This window comes from Acidicapsa ligni (genome assembly GCF_025685655.1).
GTDB classification, from domain to species: domain Bacteria; phylum Acidobacteriota; class Terriglobia; order Terriglobales; family Acidobacteriaceae; genus Acidicapsa; species Acidicapsa ligni.
Map to the genome: position 1 here is coordinate 339,468 of NZ_JAGSYG010000004.1, position 16,500 is coordinate 355,967.

The 16,500-nt window shown below is 55.9% G+C and carries 14 protein-coding genes and 1 tRNA gene; 5 read left to right on the forward strand and 10 right to left on the reverse strand.

Annotated features, from left to right (window positions below; all coding sequences use genetic code 11):
• Nucleotides 1-13: 13 nt before the first annotated feature.
• The 6 genes from OHL19_RS15685 to OHL19_RS15710 form a co-directional block, all read right to left on the reverse strand.
• Entirely contained in the window at nt 14-1,267 is a 1,254-nt protein-coding gene (locus tag OHL19_RS15685) for a TrbI/VirB10 family protein (RefSeq protein WP_263358664.1), read from the reverse strand.
• Between the two features lie 2 nt (nt 1,268-1,269).
• Nucleotides 1,270-2,106 carry a TrbG/VirB9 family P-type conjugative transfer protein gene (locus tag OHL19_RS15690; RefSeq protein WP_263358665.1) on the reverse strand — a complete coding sequence of 279 codons (837 nt, stop codon included), beginning with the start codon at nt 2,104-2,106 and terminating at the stop codon, nt 1,270-1,272.
• A gap of 38 nt (nt 2,107-2,144) precedes the next feature.
• Nucleotides 2,145-4,499: a VirB4 family type IV secretion system protein gene (locus OHL19_RS15695; RefSeq protein ID WP_263358666.1), complete on the reverse strand. Its 2,355-nt coding sequence runs from the start codon at nt 4,497-4,499 to the stop codon at nt 2,145-2,147.
• Nucleotides 4,483-4,743 (reverse strand): VirB3 family type IV secretion system protein, encoded by a 261-nt coding sequence (locus OHL19_RS15700; RefSeq protein ID WP_263358667.1) that lies wholly within the window; start codon nt 4,741-4,743, stop codon nt 4,483-4,485. Before OHL19_RS15700 ends, OHL19_RS15695 begins: the two co-directional genes overlap by 17 nt.
• Nucleotides 4,744-4,754: 11 nt before the next feature.
• Nucleotides 4,755-5,147 carry a hypothetical protein gene (locus OHL19_RS15705; RefSeq protein ID WP_263358668.1) on the reverse strand — a complete coding sequence of 131 codons (393 nt, stop codon included), beginning with the start codon at nt 5,145-5,147 and terminating at the stop codon, nt 4,755-4,757.
• Between the two features lie 113 nt (nt 5,148-5,260).
• On the reverse strand, nt 5,261-6,277 hold the full coding sequence (locus OHL19_RS15710) for a LysR family transcriptional regulator (RefSeq protein WP_263358669.1): 1,017 nt from the start codon (nt 6,275-6,277) through the stop codon (nt 5,261-5,263).
• Nucleotides 6,278-6,501: 224 nt separating this feature from the next.
• On the opposite strand from OHL19_RS15710, the gene OHL19_RS23145 reads away from it, so the two are divergent.
• Nucleotides 6,502-6,807, forward strand: coding sequence for a helix-turn-helix domain-containing protein (locus tag OHL19_RS23145; RefSeq protein WP_396126786.1), 306 nt, complete (start codon nt 6,502-6,504; stop codon nt 6,805-6,807).
• Here the strand turns inward: OHL19_RS23145 and OHL19_RS15715 are convergent, their stop codons facing one another.
• The gene (locus OHL19_RS15715; protein WP_263358670.1) at nt 6,808-7,842 is read right to left on the reverse strand and encodes a tyrosine-type recombinase/integrase; all 1,035 of its coding nucleotides are present in this window, start codon (nt 7,840-7,842) and stop codon (nt 6,808-6,810) included. It abuts the gene before it with no gap.
• A gap of 164 nt (nt 7,843-8,006) precedes the next feature.
• Nucleotides 8,007-8,093: transfer RNA gene (locus OHL19_RS15720), tRNA-Leu, on the reverse strand.
• Between the two features lie 148 nt (nt 8,094-8,241).
• Between OHL19_RS15720 and purL the strand changes: the two genes are divergently transcribed.
• Nucleotides 8,242-10,626, forward strand: a complete 2,385-nt coding sequence (purL, locus tag OHL19_RS15725; protein WP_263358671.1) for a phosphoribosylformylglycinamidine synthase subunit PurL — start codon at nt 8,242-8,244, stop codon at nt 10,624-10,626.
• 149 nt (nt 10,627-10,775) lie between these two features.
• The gene (gene purF, locus OHL19_RS15730; RefSeq protein ID WP_263358942.1) at nt 10,776-12,191 is read left to right on the forward strand and encodes an amidophosphoribosyltransferase; all 1,416 of its coding nucleotides are present in this window, start codon (nt 10,776-10,778) and stop codon (nt 12,189-12,191) included.
• 92 nt (nt 12,192-12,283) lie between these two features.
• Here the strand turns inward: purF and OHL19_RS15735 are convergent, their stop codons facing one another.
• On the reverse strand, nt 12,284-12,982 hold the full coding sequence (locus OHL19_RS15735) for a pirin family protein (RefSeq protein WP_263358672.1): 699 nt from the start codon (nt 12,980-12,982) through the stop codon (nt 12,284-12,286).
• Nucleotides 12,983-13,175: 193 nt separating this feature from the next.
• Nucleotides 13,176-13,526 (reverse strand): FmdB family zinc ribbon protein, encoded by a 351-nt coding sequence (locus OHL19_RS15740; RefSeq protein WP_263358673.1) that lies wholly within the window; start codon nt 13,524-13,526, stop codon nt 13,176-13,178.
• 151 nt (nt 13,527-13,677) lie between these two features.
• On the opposite strand from OHL19_RS15740, the gene OHL19_RS15745 reads away from it, so the two are divergent.
• Together OHL19_RS15745 and OHL19_RS15750 are read left to right on the forward strand one after the other, a co-directional pair.
• Nucleotides 13,678-14,142: a BlaI/MecI/CopY family transcriptional regulator gene (locus OHL19_RS15745; protein ID WP_263358674.1), complete on the forward strand. Its 465-nt coding sequence runs from the start codon at nt 13,678-13,680 to the stop codon at nt 14,140-14,142.
• Nucleotides 14,139-16,376, forward strand: coding sequence for a M56 family metallopeptidase (locus OHL19_RS15750; RefSeq protein WP_263358675.1), 2,238 nt, complete (start codon nt 14,139-14,141; stop codon nt 16,374-16,376). Before OHL19_RS15745 ends, OHL19_RS15750 begins: the two co-directional genes overlap by 4 nt.
• Nucleotides 16,377-16,500 lie beyond the last annotated feature (124 nt).

The following is a 16,500-nucleotide window of genomic DNA, read 5'->3' on the forward strand; positions in this document are numbered from 1 at the left end:
GTAGCTCCTGAAATTACATTGCGGGTTCGACGCGATGCTCTGCGTAGGAAGGAATGAGAACGTCACGGCCTATGTAGACCCGTGCGCGAGAGCCTTCCTTGAGCGTGATGATCGGAAGGCGGTTGAGAAAGTGGTTGAGAATCTGCTCCCCCTCTTCACTGGTCTGGGACGTGACACCGTTGCGAATCTGAGCCGAGGGATCAAGGATGTTGTTATTTCCGATCTGTGCGAGACCTCCTAACCCGCCAATCGCGGCAGCGACGGCGAACGTCTGGAAATAGCGGTTGTCTACCTTCGTGGCAAGCCCTGTCGTACCTAATGGATCAAGGCCGGCGAACTTGTCGAGATCGACGGAGAATCCATCCGGGCATATTGCACGGTGGAAAGAGACAACCATCTTGCGAGCCTGACTGGAGTTGACGGCCTGCACGCTTCCAATTAGCCGCGTACCCTGTGGCAGCAAGAGTTGCTGGTGGTCGTGCGAGTAGTAGTCCGTCGTAAGCATGATGAGGATAGGACCGGCGAGGCCGCCGTCGATATGGTTGGTCACGACTCCCTCAAAGACACTGCCCTCGAAGATCCGGTACAGCTTGCCGTCGTAGCTGTCGAAGTCGTATTTGTCGATGGCAGCGTCTTTCGGCTCTGGCTTCTCCGGGGTATCCGTAGCAGGCTTGGCGGTATGGTGATCCTCGCCAGCGATCGGCGCGGACGCCGCACCGGGGTGCGCTGACGTTGATGCAGTTTCAACTTGTGAGAAGTCCACTGCGACGGTATCGCTGTTGATGGCGTCCTGGCGTTGCTTCTCCCGTGCTAGTTGGGCTTGTTTTGCCTCGGCCTGCCGTTCGGACATCTGCGACGTTGCCTGCGGTGCGTTTGGATTGCCGGGGCCATACAGGGCAGCTCTCTGCGCGGGCGTCATCGGGGGAGCACCCGATGCTTCGGGGCCGGGTGTATCAGCTCCTTGGATCGCCGCAAGCAAGGCAGCCGTCGCCGCTTGTTGCCGCTGCACTTCCTGATCCTTCTTGGCGACTTGCTCCTGTTGCGTCTCGAACGAATTGACCTGTTGTGGATTGGCCGTAGCGGGTCTCGCCGTCAACTGGCTCTTGAGCGGTGCGGTCTTCTTGGTGGCCGTCACGACACTTGAGATCACGAAGACCAGCAGAATGATGAAAAGCAGGATGAGGAGCGGGCGCGTCTTATTGATCGGCGCGGACGCCTCCGGTTGCTCAGGGACGGTTGCAGGAGGATTCTGATTTGTTTCCGGCATGGTTAGTTCCTTTCCCCTGTGCGATGGAACTCAACCTTCTGCTTGCCGATAGCGAGATAGCCGTTCTCCAACTCCTTTGGCACGGTGTACAGTCCGTTGTTGTAGTCGAAGTTGATGAGAGAGGGCTTCTTGTCTTTCACCTCATACAGAGCCGGGGTCTCCTGAAATTGCCCACGCAGATAGGTGAACTTGTCATCGCGCCAAATCTGCTGAATGCCAAGCGCCGCGCCCTTTTTCTGATCCCAGGTGTAGTCAAAGTGCAGTGTGCCGGGATAGCTGGCTTTGAAGGTCTCGGCTGCGGAGGCAACCGCCTTGTGGTCTGCCTCCGCAGCCTTCTTCGCGTCGTCGGCCTCTTTCTTAAGCTGCGCCTCCTTCGCCTCTGCCTCCGCTGCCGGGATAAACGTCGGCGCCTTTGCGATGTTGTCCGCGGCCTTGGCATCGCTCGACGAGATGTAAATCTTTGAGTCGAAATGCGGATCGCCCTTGTCGCTTGAAATCTCACGCAACTCGATCGTGTACTCGTTGCCGTGATCGGAGACGATGTGAACGTCGGTCGTCTCATCGGCGATCTTTGGTTTGATGGACACGTACCGGGAGGCCACATGGCCTGCGTCAAATATCCAACTGTTCGTATCGCCGCCGAATACGGTTACAACCTTCTCCCCTGTGGACAGCTCAAACAGCGTCGATTGGAGCAGGCCGACGCGGACCACAGGTGGAGGTGCAGAGTCGGTGATGACGAGGGATCGAGGTGCGCTGGGCTGGAGATGCGGTGTCTGAGCGAAGCCCGCCGTGCTGATGGCTGCGGCGGCTATGGGCAAGAACAGGCGTGGCTTCATGGATGATCCTCTTTCCGTGGTTTGAGAGTGGGGTGCTGCTATGCCGTCTCGCCCTGGGCGAAACGCTCGATGCCTTCATGGAGTCCATACATCTCGACCAGCCTGGAACGTCGAACCTTGTCCTTCGGCTTGGTCGAAAACTTGGCGTAACTGCGGGAGTCGAGGTTAAGAGTGACAACCTTCGTGATTCCATCGCGCCTTACATATAGCCCCTCGCGTGGCCGCAGACTCTCGAAGAGGTCTAGCTGCTCGTCACTCAGCTTGAATAACTCGCCATAGAACTTTCGGTTGAACGTCGCATCGGGAAGAAATAGAAACGACGTGCAGGAGTTCACAATCGAGTCGGCGTTTTCACCGAGGTCGTTTGCGGACTGGCCGATCATGGTGACGCCGCCGAGGTTCTTCCGTACCGTCTTGATCGAAGCCAAGGCACCTTCGAGGAGCTGCTTATTCTTCATGTTCGAGAAAATCTCTTCGATCAACACATGCTTGGGGACGCCAAGGTTCTTCTTGTCGTAGACAATCTCGTCGATGCGGCGCAGAATCCAGACCATGAGAGGTTCAATTAGGTCGGCATACTGCTTGTTGTTCACTCCCTGAAAGTCGAAGCATTGGAGCCTCGACATGGTAAGGCTGTCCTCGGCGTTATCGAAGATGGCATGATAGACGCCCTGGTCCTTCCACTTCGCCATGTAGCGGTCGAGGTGTTTGGGAAGCGTAAGGTTCCCAAGCCGCCGCATGGCTTGCGGCAGGTTATAGATACCCCTTACGGATTTGAAAACCTCGTCATCGTCCTCGGGACCGATGGTCGCGCCTGAGTTCGTGAGGAGTAACTTGACGAACGAATGAAGAAAGGCGATGTTGGTCTCGGTCGGCTCAAGCGCGAATGGATTGATGCGCGGCCCATCTTTGCCAACGCGATCTATCCGGCCACCATACAACTCGACGACGCTCTCGTAGCTGCCCCCGATGTCGAAGATGAAGGTGAAGCCGCCGTACTTCTGCTCAAGGCTTAACATCTGGTTCGCGTGAACACTTTTGCCCGTGCCCGTAGGACCGATGATGAGCTGCACCCGCACACCATTCACATAGGCATCCTGAAAGTAAGGCGTCCGCGTCCGTGTCTCGAAGATATTCAGGTACTCCGCATCCAAGTCCTCGGAATGTATGTGCCCGATGTGCGGCGCGAACACAGAGGACAGCCGGGCGTGATGATCCTCACGCAGCCACAAGGGATAAACGTTGAACTGCCTGTTGCCGGGGAACATCGCATAGAACGCAGAGAGATTGCCATAGGTCTCCTCGATGATGGGAGCCCTCGCATCCACAAACAGGCGATGGACGCTGGGTATAGCGGAACGCAGCTCCGCGGCGGTGCTGGCAGACAGCAGTAACCGCAAGGCATAGTCGCCCTGGGCCAGTTTGTCGAGCGATGAGACCACTTCCGTCAGGCTCTCTACGTTGCCCGCGACGGCTTTGGCGGTTGCTGTGGTTTCAAGTGGTGCCGTGTTCCTGCCGCTCATCAGGCGTTGGAAGGGAGATAGCTTGAAAAACTCCAGAAACTTCTCTTGATTTGTTACCTCTTTCCGGGTGGCGCTGTCGGGCCGGGGTCTCCAGACGGAACAGAGGACACTATTGCAATCAAGGTCCATCAGGTTCGTGAACAGGCATGGACGGGAAATCTCCGGCGTATTGATAAGAGGAAACATCTGCACATAGCGGCGTCCGATGCGGAGGTAGTCGCTATGCCACTCGACCGGGGCGGTGACGAGCTGCCGGTCAACCCCGGCATCGGAACGTAGATGGGCTTCCGACGCCCACTCCTCCAGATTGAACAAGTAGCTGAAAAATTGGAACGTCTGCCTTTTGTCGAGCAGCTTCAGGCCGATGGAATCGCTCATGTGCGCTTCGAGGATGGTCGCGGCTTTTTCCAACTCGAAGAGCTGGCGGTCGGTGGAGCCTTTATGTTCCTTCGGCTTTTGGCTGAATAGACGGCCAGCGTCAGGCTCGATGGTCAGACACCAATGCAGGTCGATTCGGCGAAATCGGGCTGTCTTTTCAAGAAACTCGATCCTATCTTTTGCGAAGGATGCAGTAACCGGGTCCGCATATTGCGCCTGCCGGGGTAGATCGAAACCAGCTAGTACGCGGGTGTATTGATAGAGGCACGAGTCCTGCGGTAGTCCGCGCAAGGCGGCCTCCACGCCGCGCACGCGCACATCAAGATCCTCATCAGTACGGCTCTCAGGGTCGATGCCGTCCAGACTGAACAGGCACCCGTAGCCTCCACCCTTGAGCGCGAAGATATGAGGGCCAACGAAGTGCGAGAGGGGCATGATGCCGCTCGCGGCTCCTGCTTTGGTAAACCACGGTGCGTTATTTGCGAGGGTCATAGTAGCTCTTCTGTTTCAGGCTCAACGCCCACAGTTGAAACATCTTAGGGTGTTTGCGAACGACCAGCCATGCGCCGATCATCAGTGCGGGAAAGGTGAAGATGGCGAGCCATTTGAAACCGGCAAGGAAAACCGTTACCGTGACGAACACAATGGACATCCACGCTGACAGTTCGAGACCTAATTTGGTCCTGGGTCTGTTCAGTGCGCCATTGATCGGTAACGGTTCTCCCCGCTTCGTCATCGATGCACCTCCTACATCGATTGACCTGTTAAACTGCCTATCCAGCCCGCTCCCCAGCCGAGCACTCCGGCACCGAACAGCGCACCGAAGAGTCCTGGGATCGCATCCTGAAATCTCCCGCTCATCATGCGAATTCCAGCGAAAATCAAGCCGCCGAAGCAGATGATCGCGCCAGCATAGATGGCAAAAGTTTTGAAGGTTGTCATAAGCGTTTGCGCCCCAGAGAAGTCCATCGTTCCCTGGGCATGAGCAACGCCTGCGAACGTGAGCGCGACAAGTGTCGGCCCCATCACACGCGCTGCGTGAAGTAGTTTTCGGGAAATGAGCTGCACTCGCCGCCTGCGAGACGAGCAATGAGAGTGGGCTGTACTGCGGGGATTAACAACACTGCATACTGAAGACATCGGCACCTCCATCGACTGGTCTCAGTCGGGAATATGCCGGAGCTTAGTGTCGATGGTTTCTACTCGTCCAATACTTGTTTGTTATAAGCCCATCTCTTTTCGAGATGGGGACGCTATTTGCGTTTATCCACGACCGCAAAGAGGTCTATCTGATCGCCGTCTTTCTCGGCGGATGTCTTCCGCCCCTGTGTCCGAACACGAATCGACGCGACTGGCTTCTTCTCGGGTATCTGCGTGGATTGCCGGAAGTGATTCAGCAACTCTTCCATGAACAAGTACAGCGCTGGATTCTCATTGTCTGCCCGCACGACAAGCGCTGTGTCGATGGTCCAATCCACGCCTGCAATCGGTCTGGTTACGAGTCCATTCATCAGCGTGCGTCTGGCTCGCATGAGCGAATAGCAGTGGCCTTCTCTCACCATCCATTGAACGTGCTCAATGTTCTGCGTCGGTTCGCAGGGACGTGTCGTAATCCCAATCTCAGCGAACATTTCCAAGAGTCGGTCATAGGCAGCCGGATGATGTTTTTGATAGGTAAAGATGCTGATCTTGTTATTGAGGGATGATGGAGGCACAGCCTCGTAGTCCACAAGAGGATCTGTGTTCCTCATGCAGACCACCAGGGGTTCGCGTTCGAGAACGTGTACCTCCAGATCATCTCCAACAACCGGCAAAGTGATGATTGCCGTGTCGAGTTTGCTATTCCGAATGCGTTCTATAACCTGACCGGTATCGCCGCTCTCAGGAGCCATCTCACAATCGGGCAGCACCTCTTTATAGACCGCTGAAACAGAGTGCAGCAAACCCTTTTGAACGAAGGGAGAGAAGCCCAGTCGTAACGGCTGAAGAGTTGCCGAATGGATGGCTTGTAACGTTTGGATGAATCGTGTGCGTGTCTTCAGGCTCGACTTCGCATAACGATACATGAGTCGGCCTTCTGTGGTCAGAGTGTTGCTGTGTTCGCGGTCGAAGAGTTGGACATTCAGAATGTCCTCAAGCGCCCGAATCTGCGTGCTGACGGCAGATTGCGCAACATGAAGACGCGCGGCTGCCGCCGTGAAAGTACCGACCTCCACAACGGCTACAAAATATTTGAGAAGACGGAATTCGAGATGATCGTCGATGCTCATGCGGACCTCCGATGCTCGTCGGTGCGGACTACCGCTTACCGGCTATGAGCGAGGAAGGCACGCAGACATGCCGGGAATAAAATTGTCAATCATCGCCAACCAAAAGGTCAACTATCGCTTTGACAAATACCCCATAAGCAAAACAGATGGCCTCATCTCCTAGAAGTATTGGACAATTCATCGCTCCGGTAGGAAGGTGATAGGAAAGCTCGTCTGGGGGCTGAATGGAAAACACCGTCGAGAAGCTGCTGTACTCCCGCCGCGACGCTGCAGAAGCGCTGAGCTTAAGCGTTCGGTCGGTCGATTATCTCATCACTACGGGACGTCTTACCTGTAGGAAGGTTGGTGGGAAGATCTTGATTCCCGCAGGGGCTCTGCGGCGGTTTGCAAGAGAAGATCACCCCGAACACCTGCGCTCCGCGCAATTGAGAGTTGGTGATGTTCCGAAGAAGCCGCCCATGTCGGTATCGACGAAACGAAGTTCTCAGATGCAGATTGGTTTACGTTCACTAGTAGAGCCGAGCGCTTGATTACACAACTGGATCAAGCTTCTCAATCGCAGCTTGATTGTGCTCGGGAGCGAGATGAGCATAGCGCACAGTCATTGAGATAGTCTTGTGGCCGGCAAGCTCTTGCACAGTCCTCAAATCCACTCCGGCCATCACTAATCGGCTGATGAACGTGTGTCGTAGGCAGTGCCAAGTGAAGTTTGAAATCTTCGCGTCCTGAATGCAACGATCGAACCATGCGCGAGAATCGTTAAGGTCCTTGCTGTACTTCGACTGACAGACTCGGCCATCGTGCTCTCGCCTTTGGTGCAACAACTCCATTGCTGCGATGCAGCTCCTGTTCATCGGAACTTCGCGACTGCTTCCGTTCTTCGTTTCTTCGAGAAGAATGCGTTTACGGCGGAAGGATACTTGCGGCCACTCCAAGCTGTATTGCTCGCCCTTTCTCATTCCGGTGTGAAGAGCGATGTCCAGTTCGGGCATGTGATGAGGGCAACGCTTCTCGATAGCTTCCCGCAGTTTCTTCTCCTCCTCGACTGACAGAAAGCGCTTCCGACCATTCTTCTCGGGACGCTGCTCCACTAGACGAGCGGGATTGCCACTGACCTTGCCGTCCGCAAGTGCCAACTTGAACGCCTTGCTGAAGACGCTCTTGTACCGATTCTTCGTTGCCGGTGCCCAATCGTGACTCCCGAGCCATGTGTCGATATCGGATGGCTTGATCTCTTCGACGAGTCGATCGGCGAAGTCTCTGAGGATCATGTCCATCCTTAGCTTGAATGTGCGGAGGTCCTTCTGTCCGTGATTTTCATACCAGGCCACAGCCTCGTCCCCGATTACGCGGAAACGGATTCCTCTTTGTTTGAGGTTGACCGGAAGTTTGACACCTCGGAGAGCGTCGGTCTTGCGAACTTTGTAGAGCTTGATGGCATCTCCACGCCGACCAACTTTCTCACGGTGTAACGTGCCGTCGACTTTATACCGAATCCACCAGATGTCAGAACCTGGTTCTTTCTCATAGACTCCGCGTTCTCGCTTCTCAATTCGTCTGGGCACCGGCCTGCACCTCCATAAGTCGACAATAGCAAACGGAGAATCGCAATTTGAAGCTTGGAACAAAGTGACACCAGAAGTGACACCAGCCGATTTTGAGCATGAAAAAGCCTCTCGGACTGAGAGGCTTTTGTCTTTGTAAACTATTCATTTTGTGAAGCTTATCTTGGTGCCGGGAGGGGGGGTCGAACCCCCACGAGGTTGCCCTCGGCGGATTTTGAGTCCGCTGCGTCTGCCAGTTCCGCCATCCCGGCTTGGGGTGGGCCAGACAAAAGTATCGCACACGAAATGCCTGTCAGGCCAGCTTCGTGTCGAGTTCATCGCTTGGTTTGGGATACAGGCAAAACGGAGCGAATGCGTGTTTTTAACGTTACAGCCATGCGACAATAAGACGTGACCGTGATGACAACGTCTTCTTCCCCTGGGCACACGCCTGAAGCGGATTCGTCTCAGATTCCTGAGCCGACAATCGTTACTCCGGAGCTGCTGGTACGGCACAGCATCACTCCTGATGAGTATGCGCGCATCCAATCTGCGCTGGGCCGTGTTCCTTCCCTCACCGAGTTGGGTATTTACTCGGTCATGTGGAGCGAGCACTGCTCTTACAAATCTTCTAAAGTTCACCTCAAGCGGCTGCCTACCAAGAGTGAGCGCGTCGTGCAGGGACCGGGCGAAAATGCTGGCATCATTGATGTTGGCGACGGCTGGGCCTGCGCCTTCAAGATCGAGAGCCACAATCACCCCAGCTATATCGAGCCGCATCAAGGCGCCGCAACCGGTGTCGGCGGCATTCTGCGAGACATCTTTACGATGGGTGCGCGGCCCCTGGCGGTTATGGATTCGCTCCGTTTTGGCCCGATTACAGCCGGGGCAGAAGAGCCGGAGCTTGTCCGCAAGAATCATGCGATCGTTGAGGGCGTGGTCAGCGGTGTGGCCAGCTACGGCAATTGCTTTGGTGTGCCTAATCTTGGCGGCGAGACAAAGTTTGAGGCCTGTTATAGCGGCAACCCGCTGGTGAATGCTTTTGCGCTCGGGCTGGTCAAAATCGACGAGATTTTCTATGGCAAGGCCAGCGGCATCGGCAATCCCGTTATCTATGTTGGAGCCAAGACTGGCCGTGACGGCATTCACGGCGCCACGATGGCTTCGGAAGAGTTTCACGAAGGAACGGAAGAGAAGCGGCCCAATGTACAGGTCGGCGATCCGTTCATGGAAAAGCTGCTGCTTGAGGCCTGTCTTGAAGCGATGAAGACCGGTGCGATTGTCGGTATTCAGGATATGGGTGCGGCTGGTCTGACCTGCTCCACCTGCGAGATGGGTGCTCGCGGCGGGGTTGGTCTGGATGTCGAGCTCGACAACGTTCCTCAGCGCGAGACCGGCATGAATTCTTACGAAATCATGCTTTCCGAAAGTCAGGAACGCATGTTGCTTGTAGCCGAGGCTGGCCGCGAGCATGAGGTTCTGGATGTATTCAGCAAGTGGGGACTGGACGCGGTCATCGTTGGTACGGTCAAGCCCGAGCCGCGGCTGCGTATTCGTCATCATGGCGTGCTGGTTGCCGATATTCCTAACGAATCGCTGACGGACGATGCGCCGCTTTATCATCGTCCCGTTGGTACATGGAAGGCCCCTGTACCCTCGGAGCCGTCGCAGGAAGCGCTCAGTGAACTGGCCAAGACTCGCGACTACACTGCCGATTTGAAGAAGCTGCTTGCCAGCTCAAACATTTGCAGCAAGCGATGGGTGCATGAGCAGTACGACACCATGGTCCAGACCAACACGGTTCAGGGGCCAGGCGGCGAAGCTGGCGTAATGCGTATCAAGGGAACAGGCACACCGGGCCACGAACGTGGTCTGGCGATGGCTCTCGACGGCAATGGCCGCTGGGCTTATCTCGACCCCAGGCTGGGCGCTATGCATGCCGTGGCGGAGGCCTGTCGCAAGGTAGCCTGTACCGGAGCTGTCCCGGTAGCAGCAACGAACTGTCTTAATTTTGGAAACCCGCAAAAGCCGGAGATCATGGCTCAGCTTTCCGCTGCCATCGACGGCATCGCAGAGGCCTGCACTGCATTGGGTACGCCAATCACGGGCGGCAATGTTTCCCTCTACAACGAGACAAAGGGCGAGGGAATTTATCCTACCCCGGTTATTGGTATCGTCGGGATTCTCGACGATGTGACCAAGGCGGTCCCTGCTCATTTCCAGAAGACGGGCGATCTGGTGCTGCTGATTGGCGAGGGTATGGGCGCAAACGTTCCTGAAATTGCCCTGACCGAATTTGGATCTTCAGAGTATGCGAAGGAAGTCCTCGGCGAGCTTTGGGGAGAACCAACCTATCTGAATCTCGAGGCAGAGTGGCAACTGCACAAGTGCCTGCGTGAACTGGCTGAGCAGGGTTTGATTCACTCGGCATCTGATATCTCGGATGGCGGCATTGCAACAGCATTGGTTCAGGCGTCTTTGCCTAACTCAATTGGAGCGAGCATCGGGGTGATTCCGGTAGCGGAAGCGCCAACCGCGCTTGCACTTTTTGGAGAACAGGCTACACAGGTAATTTTGACCTGCTCGCCTGCGGACAAGGAAAAGATTGAGGAACTGGTCTTCGACTTCCCCGAACTGTCCTGTTGGCTCATTGGCGAAACAGTGGCCGATAAAGTTGAGATCAGTATTTCTTCTGAGACATCTAATACTGAGTTGGATGTTTTAATTGATTGTCCAATCTCTGAACTCCGCAAACCATGGGCCACTGCTCTGGAATCTGCTCTCTACGAAGAGGTGACGGTGTGAGCACTCTCGCTGCAGAAACCATCCTGTACCAGGGTGTTGAAGGCGTAGTTGACCAGTCTGAAGCAATCAAAGCAGCCTCTGCAGGCAATCAAGCTGTAATCGGCCGGGAAAGCAATGAAGACGACAAGCTCCGTGAAGAGTGCGGCGTCATGGCTGTCTGTGGACATCCCGATGCAGCGCGGCAAGTCTATCTAGGCCTCTACGCCCTGCAGCACCGCGGCCAGGAGTCGGGTGGCATCGCCACGGCGAATGGACAGAATCTCTCCAATATCAAGGGCATGGGCCTGATCTCCGAAATATTCACGGAAGACGTGCTTGCCAAGCTGCCCGGCGAACTGGCCATCGGCCATACTCGCTACTCCACTACCGGAGACTCGGCGCTGCTCAATGCGCAGCCCATCCGCGTGGACTCGACCAAGGGCCTTATCGCTATTGCGCATAATGGCAACCTGGTGAACCTCGGTAATCTGCGTGCGAAGCTTGAGCGCGCAGGCGCATATTTTCAGACCACTTCCGATTCTGAAATCATTGTTCAACTCATCGCGCACTCCAAGGCTACTTCGCTGGTGGATGCCATCGCCGACTCGCTGGGTCAGGTTGAGGGTGCATTCTCCATCGTGATGATGACGCGTGACCGCATCTTTGCTGCCCGCGATCCACGCGGCTTTCGTCCGCTTTCCATGGGCCGCATCAAGAACGCCGATGGCCCGGATACGATCGTGTTTGCTTCCGAGACCTGTGCCTTTGACCTGCTGCGTGCGGAGTATGAGCGTGATGTACAGCCCGGCGAACTGGTCATGGTTTCAGCAGACGGAGTCACTTCGCGTCAGTATTCAACCGGCACGCCGCAGACGAGCTGCATCTTTGAGCATGTCTACTTCGCTCGCCCGGACAGCCGTATCTATGGTCGCTGGGTGCAGGAGAGTCGCGAAGAGATGGGTCGCCAGCTTGCGCGTGAGTCGCATGTTCCAACGGATCTCGTTGTTCCTGTGCCTGACTCTGGCGTTACCGCGGCCATTGGATATGCAGCGGAAGCCGGACTGCCGTTTCGCTTCGGCCTGATTCGTAATCATTATGTCGGGCGTACCTTCATTGAGCCGGAGCAGCGTGTGCGTGATTTCGGCGTCAAGCTCAAGCTCAATCCTGTGCGCAATCTGCTTGAGGGCAAGCGCGTCATGCTCATCGACGATTCCATTATTCGCGGAACGACGAGCCGTAAGATTGTGCGCATGGTGCGCGGCGCGGGAGCCAAGGAAGTGCATCTTCGCATTACCTGTCCTCCAACCATCTCGCCCTGTTTCTACGGTGTGGATACGCCCAGCAAGCGCGACCTGATTGCAGCTAACAAATCGGTCGAAGAGATTCGCCAGTTTATCGAGGCGGACACCCTTGCTTATCTTTCGATGGATGGCCTGTTGCATAGCTGCGATGACGGGAAGGGAACTGGCTACTGCACCGCCTGCTATACCGGCAACTATCCTACGCAGTGGGTGGATGTAGATGAGATTCTGCCGGCCTCGGCAGATCGCTACGAAGTCCAACTCAAGCTGACAGAAGTGAACTAGAGTATTTTCCCTATCGATATATTCTCTGCAGCGGCTGATTGCGTGGCTTTTCACCAGGAAAAGCCACACTCTACTATCAGCGCAGTTTTCTGTTAGCTCAATTCAAAGAACAACACTTCCGTGCCACTCTGTCCTGCAACGATGGAGACCGAGACTTCCTCTGAAATCGCCAATCCGTCGCCCTGCGACAGCTCTTCGCCGTTCACAATAGCTGAACCGCGCGCCACCTGCACCCAGCCATGCTTGCGCGTGAATGCATGTTCGACGCGATCATTTGCGTCTATCTTCGTGGCATATAACTCCGCGTCCGTGTTCCAGGCCAGCGAGCCATCGTGTCCATCCGGAGAGACCAGCAAATGCAGCAGATTGTGCTCCGCATCGATAGGGAACTTCTGCTGGCTGTAGACGGGTGCAACACCGGCTTTGCTGGGCAGGAGCCAGATCTGCAGCATGTGCGCCGGATCGGTCTTTGAAGCGTTGTACTCCGAGTGGCGAATGCCCGTTCCTGCCGACATGTGCTGCAACTCCCCAGGCACAATCACGCTGCCCGAACCGAGCGAATCCTGGTGAGCCACGCCACCGTCGAGCACGTAGGTGACGATTTCCATCTCCTTGTGGCCGTGCGTGCCAAAACCTCCGCCACCCGAGATGACATCTTCATTGATCACTCGCAGGGCGCGAAAGCCCATCGACTTCGGATCATAGTAATCGGCGAAGGAGAAGGAGAATTTAGAGTCAAGCCAGCCGTGGTTGGCATGGCCGCGATCCTTGGATTTACGAACTGTAAGCATCTGAGTTACCCGTCTTTCCTGGATTATCTTCCAGCCATTTTCAATTGTTGGCCTGGCACAACATTCATGATTGAGTAGTTATTAAGTGGTAACTGCCAACCCGTGAATGTAATTGTCTGGTTAATAGAAAACAGCGTTCAGGCAATGGATGCGATTACCTTGAAAAGGGTTCAGATGGGCAATTCTACAGGACTTATGTCGAGGAAGACGGGGTGGTGCTGGCAGGAGCCGCCGCGGGCGCAGCCGGAGCTGCCGGTGCTGCGGATGTCGTGTTTTCCGCTGCTGCCGGCTTGGTTTCTGTACTCGGTTTTGCATCGGAACCAGCGGCATTTGCTGCCTCTGCCGTTTTCGATCCGCCCTTACCTGCATAGTCGTTTACGTACCAGCCGGCGCCCTCGAAGCGAAGCGCGGGGGCAGTCACCGGACGGATCAACTCGCCTCCGCATTTGGGGCAATCCTTCTCTGGCTCGGCGCTGAATTTCTGGATCTTTTCAAAACTGTAGCCGCACGCGGTGCAGCGATATTCATAGAGTGGCACTTGCATCCCTCCAGGGAAATCCTTCTACAGTACGATTCTATCGGCTTCTGTGGACTGGCAGGCATTCCTCGCCAGGCGTCCTCAAACCTTCCCGGAATTTTGTACAAAAAAAGTGCTTGCGTGCTCACCTCCTACATGTGTTACAGTCTGTAGCATTATGGCGAGTAACGTTACAGTCGGTCACGATATCTTGGAATCGGCAGAGCACGATCCAGCCGAATTAGGAGAGCTTGAGCGCAGCATTCTCCAGCTCATGTGGCAGCACGGCACTATGACGGCGGAACGTGTTCGCGAGGAGCTCGATCAGCAGGATCGCTCACTCAAAGACTCCACCGTGCGCACCGTTCTGCGGCGGCTTGAAGAAAAAGGCTACGTAACGCATGTGGTGGAGAACCGCACCTTCCTCTACTCCTCGGCCGCACCGGCGGAGATGGTGGCAGGGCGAGCGGTGAAGCGCATTCTGGAGTGGTTTTGCGAGGGCTCGGTCGAGCAGTTGCTGGTTGGCATGGTCGACTCGTCCGTGCTGGATCGCAAGGAACTGCAAAGATTGGCCGAACGAATCGCCTCGGCAAAGACGGAGAAAAATCCAGTGAGCACTGGCGGTAAAGGAGCAAAGGGATGATGACTCTCATTCTCGAAGCCGGTTTTCGTTCTCTCTTGATGGCGCTCGCCGTGTGGGGTGGCATTCGTTTGTTGCGGGTGCAGGCCGTGATTGCGCAAAAGATAGCGTGGGTGCTGGTCCTTGTTGCTGCGGGAGCAATGCCGCTGGTGATGCACGCTCCATTTCTGGCTGTGAATCGAGCGCTCAATATCCCGGTGTTTGGTTTGTTCGCTCATAAACAGGTGCCATCTGCGCCGTCAAAATTGATAACTGCTCCATTGACGGCTGCCCCATCTACCGCCGCTTCCACTATCGCCCTGAACATGGATGCGACAGGCACACCGCAGAGACAGACCTACAAACCGTCACGAATTGAGAAGAGCGTCAGCCCCTCAGCAGAGCGCCCTTCGCGTGCAACACAACATGTCGCGAGTGACGCATCCCCAAGCGCATCCAGCCTGAGAACGGAGCCAATCATGCAGGCATTGGCTGCATCGCCCGTCTTGACGTCGATGCAATCAGCTATGGGTTCCGTCTTAATGCAGATCTGGAGCTGGAGCAAAGTTCACGCCGGGCTGTTGCTGGCAATTGCCTACGGCATGGTCGGCGGAGTTCTTCTGCTTCGCACACTGATGGGGCTGTGTATTGCCCTGCGGATTGCGTTGAGGGCAAAGCCGGTTGCCGAGCCGCTGTCTGAATTCATTGCCGATGAAGATTCGCCACTGAGAGTGCGTGTAAGCGCAGATATTGCAACGCCGGTCACGATCGGCTCCAGCGTAATTTTGCCCGCGAACTACCAGACCTGGGATGAGGCCAAACTGCGCATCGTGTTGGCGCATGAGCAATCTCATGTGCGCCAGAAGGATTTCTATTTGCAATTACTGGCAGCCGTTCACGCGGCGATCTTCTGGTTCAGTCCGCTGGGGTGGTGGTTGCAGCGCAAATTGTCTGAGCTCGGAGAAGCTCTGAGCGACCGCGCCGGTCTGGCGCAGGCCTCCGACCCTGCCTCTTACGCCCAGGTACTTCTTGAATTCGCGGCCATACCGCGCACAACCCCGCTCGCAGGAGTAGCCATGGCACGTACCAGCAATCTTTCCAGCCGCATTGATCGCATTCTGAATGATCGCCGCTTCCGTCTTGATTTCCTCGGCGGACGCCGCCATGTCGCGCTCGCCGCTCTCCTGGTGCCCGCCGCATTGATCGCCGCTGTAGCGCTGATCCGAATCGGACCGGCAGTCGAGGCCGCCCAGTCGCAGAGCAGAACTGTTGCAAGTGCATCGATGGCAGCCTCCGCTGCTCCTCAAACTCAATCTCAAACTATTGCCCAGCCTGCGAATCAGGAGTCGGGACAGGTTACAGGGCCGGATCAGGTCACCACTATTGATTCAGCACTAACACCAGTTCCAGCGCTGACACCAACGCCCGCACCAGCACCGGCTCCAGTCCCTGCCGTTTCTGCTGTCGCCGAGCTGGAACCAGACGCGGAACCGGAAGAGGCTACGCCAGATGTTGAAGCTCCCGAGCCTCCCGATGATTCTGAGCTGCAAGCCCCCGTGGCGCCAGAGCCACCCAAGCATGGTCATGGCTTTGCCGCCAGCTATTCCATGGGCGAAGACGGACGGGACTCGTTCGCGATCCTGAGCGGAAACGGCGATACCGTGACCATGTCCGGCAGGCACGGCAGCGAGTTGGAGAAGGCACGCCAGAAATATCACACCGACTTCATCTGGTTTGAACGCGATGGCAAATCCTACGTCATCACCGATCCGGCAGTGGTTGCCCAAAGTCGCGAACTCTTCAAAGGCGATCCATCGCTCGGCATTCGGCAGGAGCAGTTGCAGAAGATGCAGGCAGAACTCGATAAGAAAATGCAGAATCTGAAGCCGGAGCTGATCAATTTGAACTCGCCCCAGTTCAAAGCCCAGATGACCAAGCTGAATGCGGAGATTGCCGAGCTACAGAAGGTGCAGATCAAGGAAATCAGCGACAAGGTAAATGCCGAAGTGCTCTCCAATCTGCAGGAAAAAATGGGTGACCTCCAGGGGCAGATTGGCGAAATTCAAGGCAAGATCGGCGAACAGCAGGGGCTGATTGGCGAACAGCAGGGCAAACTCGGTGAACAAATGGGTAAGCTCGGCGAAGAGATGGGTAAAATCGGCGAGCAGCAGGGCAAGAACGCCGAAGCCGCCAGCCGCAAAATGAAGTCGGTTATCGATCAGGCCGTGAAAGACGGGAAAGCAAAGCCCGTCGAGTAGCCCTGTCGAACCATTCCATGCGCAACACCGCCGGCGATTTTGCCCCAAGCCCCGGCGGTGCCTGCCAGGGAACATCCCTGTCGACGGATGATTTATGGCTCCGAATCAACGTCGTAGAGTAACT

Excerpts from the sequence above, each read along its gene's own strand:
- OHL19_RS15750 (WP_263358675.1), top strand. The coding sequence starts at position 14,139 with ATGATGACTCTCATTCTCGAAGCCGGTTTTCGTTCTCTCTTGATGGCG.
- OHL19_RS15690 (WP_263358665.1), bottom strand. The coding sequence starts at position 2,106 with ATGAAGCCACGCCTGTTCTTGCCCATAGCCGCCGCAGCCATCAGCACG.
- OHL19_RS15745 (WP_263358674.1), top strand. The coding sequence starts at position 13,678 with ATGGCGAGTAACGTTACAGTCGGTCACGATATCTTGGAATCGGCAGAG.
- purF (WP_263358942.1), top strand. The coding sequence starts at position 10,776 with ATGGCTGTCTGTGGACATCCCGATGCAGCGCGGCAAGTCTATCTAGGC.
- OHL19_RS15700 (WP_263358667.1), bottom strand. The coding sequence starts at position 4,743 with ATGACGAAGCGGGGAGAACCGTTACCGATCAATGGCGCACTGAACAGA.
- OHL19_RS15705 (WP_263358668.1), bottom strand. The coding sequence starts at position 5,147 with ATGTCTTCAGTATGCAGTGTTGTTAATCCCCGCAGTACAGCCCACTCT.
- OHL19_RS15740 (WP_263358673.1), bottom strand. The coding sequence starts at position 13,526 with ATGCAAGTGCCACTCTATGAATATCGCTGCACCGCGTGCGGCTACAGT.
- purL (WP_263358671.1), top strand. The coding sequence starts at position 8,242 with ATGACAACGTCTTCTTCCCCTGGGCACACGCCTGAAGCGGATTCGTCT.
- OHL19_RS15735 (WP_263358672.1), bottom strand. The coding sequence starts at position 12,982 with ATGCTTACAGTTCGTAAATCCAAGGATCGCGGCCATGCCAACCACGGC.
- OHL19_RS23145 (WP_396126786.1), top strand. The coding sequence starts at position 6,502 with ATGGAAAACACCGTCGAGAAGCTGCTGTACTCCCGCCGCGACGCTGCA.
- OHL19_RS15685 (WP_263358664.1), bottom strand. The coding sequence starts at position 1,267 with ATGCCGGAAACAAATCAGAATCCTCCTGCAACCGTCCCTGAGCAACCG.
- OHL19_RS15710 (WP_263358669.1), bottom strand. The coding sequence starts at position 6,277 with ATGAGCATCGACGATCATCTCGAATTCCGTCTTCTCAAATATTTTGTA.
- OHL19_RS15695 (WP_263358666.1), bottom strand. The coding sequence starts at position 4,499 with ATGACCCTCGCAAATAACGCACCGTGGTTTACCAAAGCAGGAGCCGCG.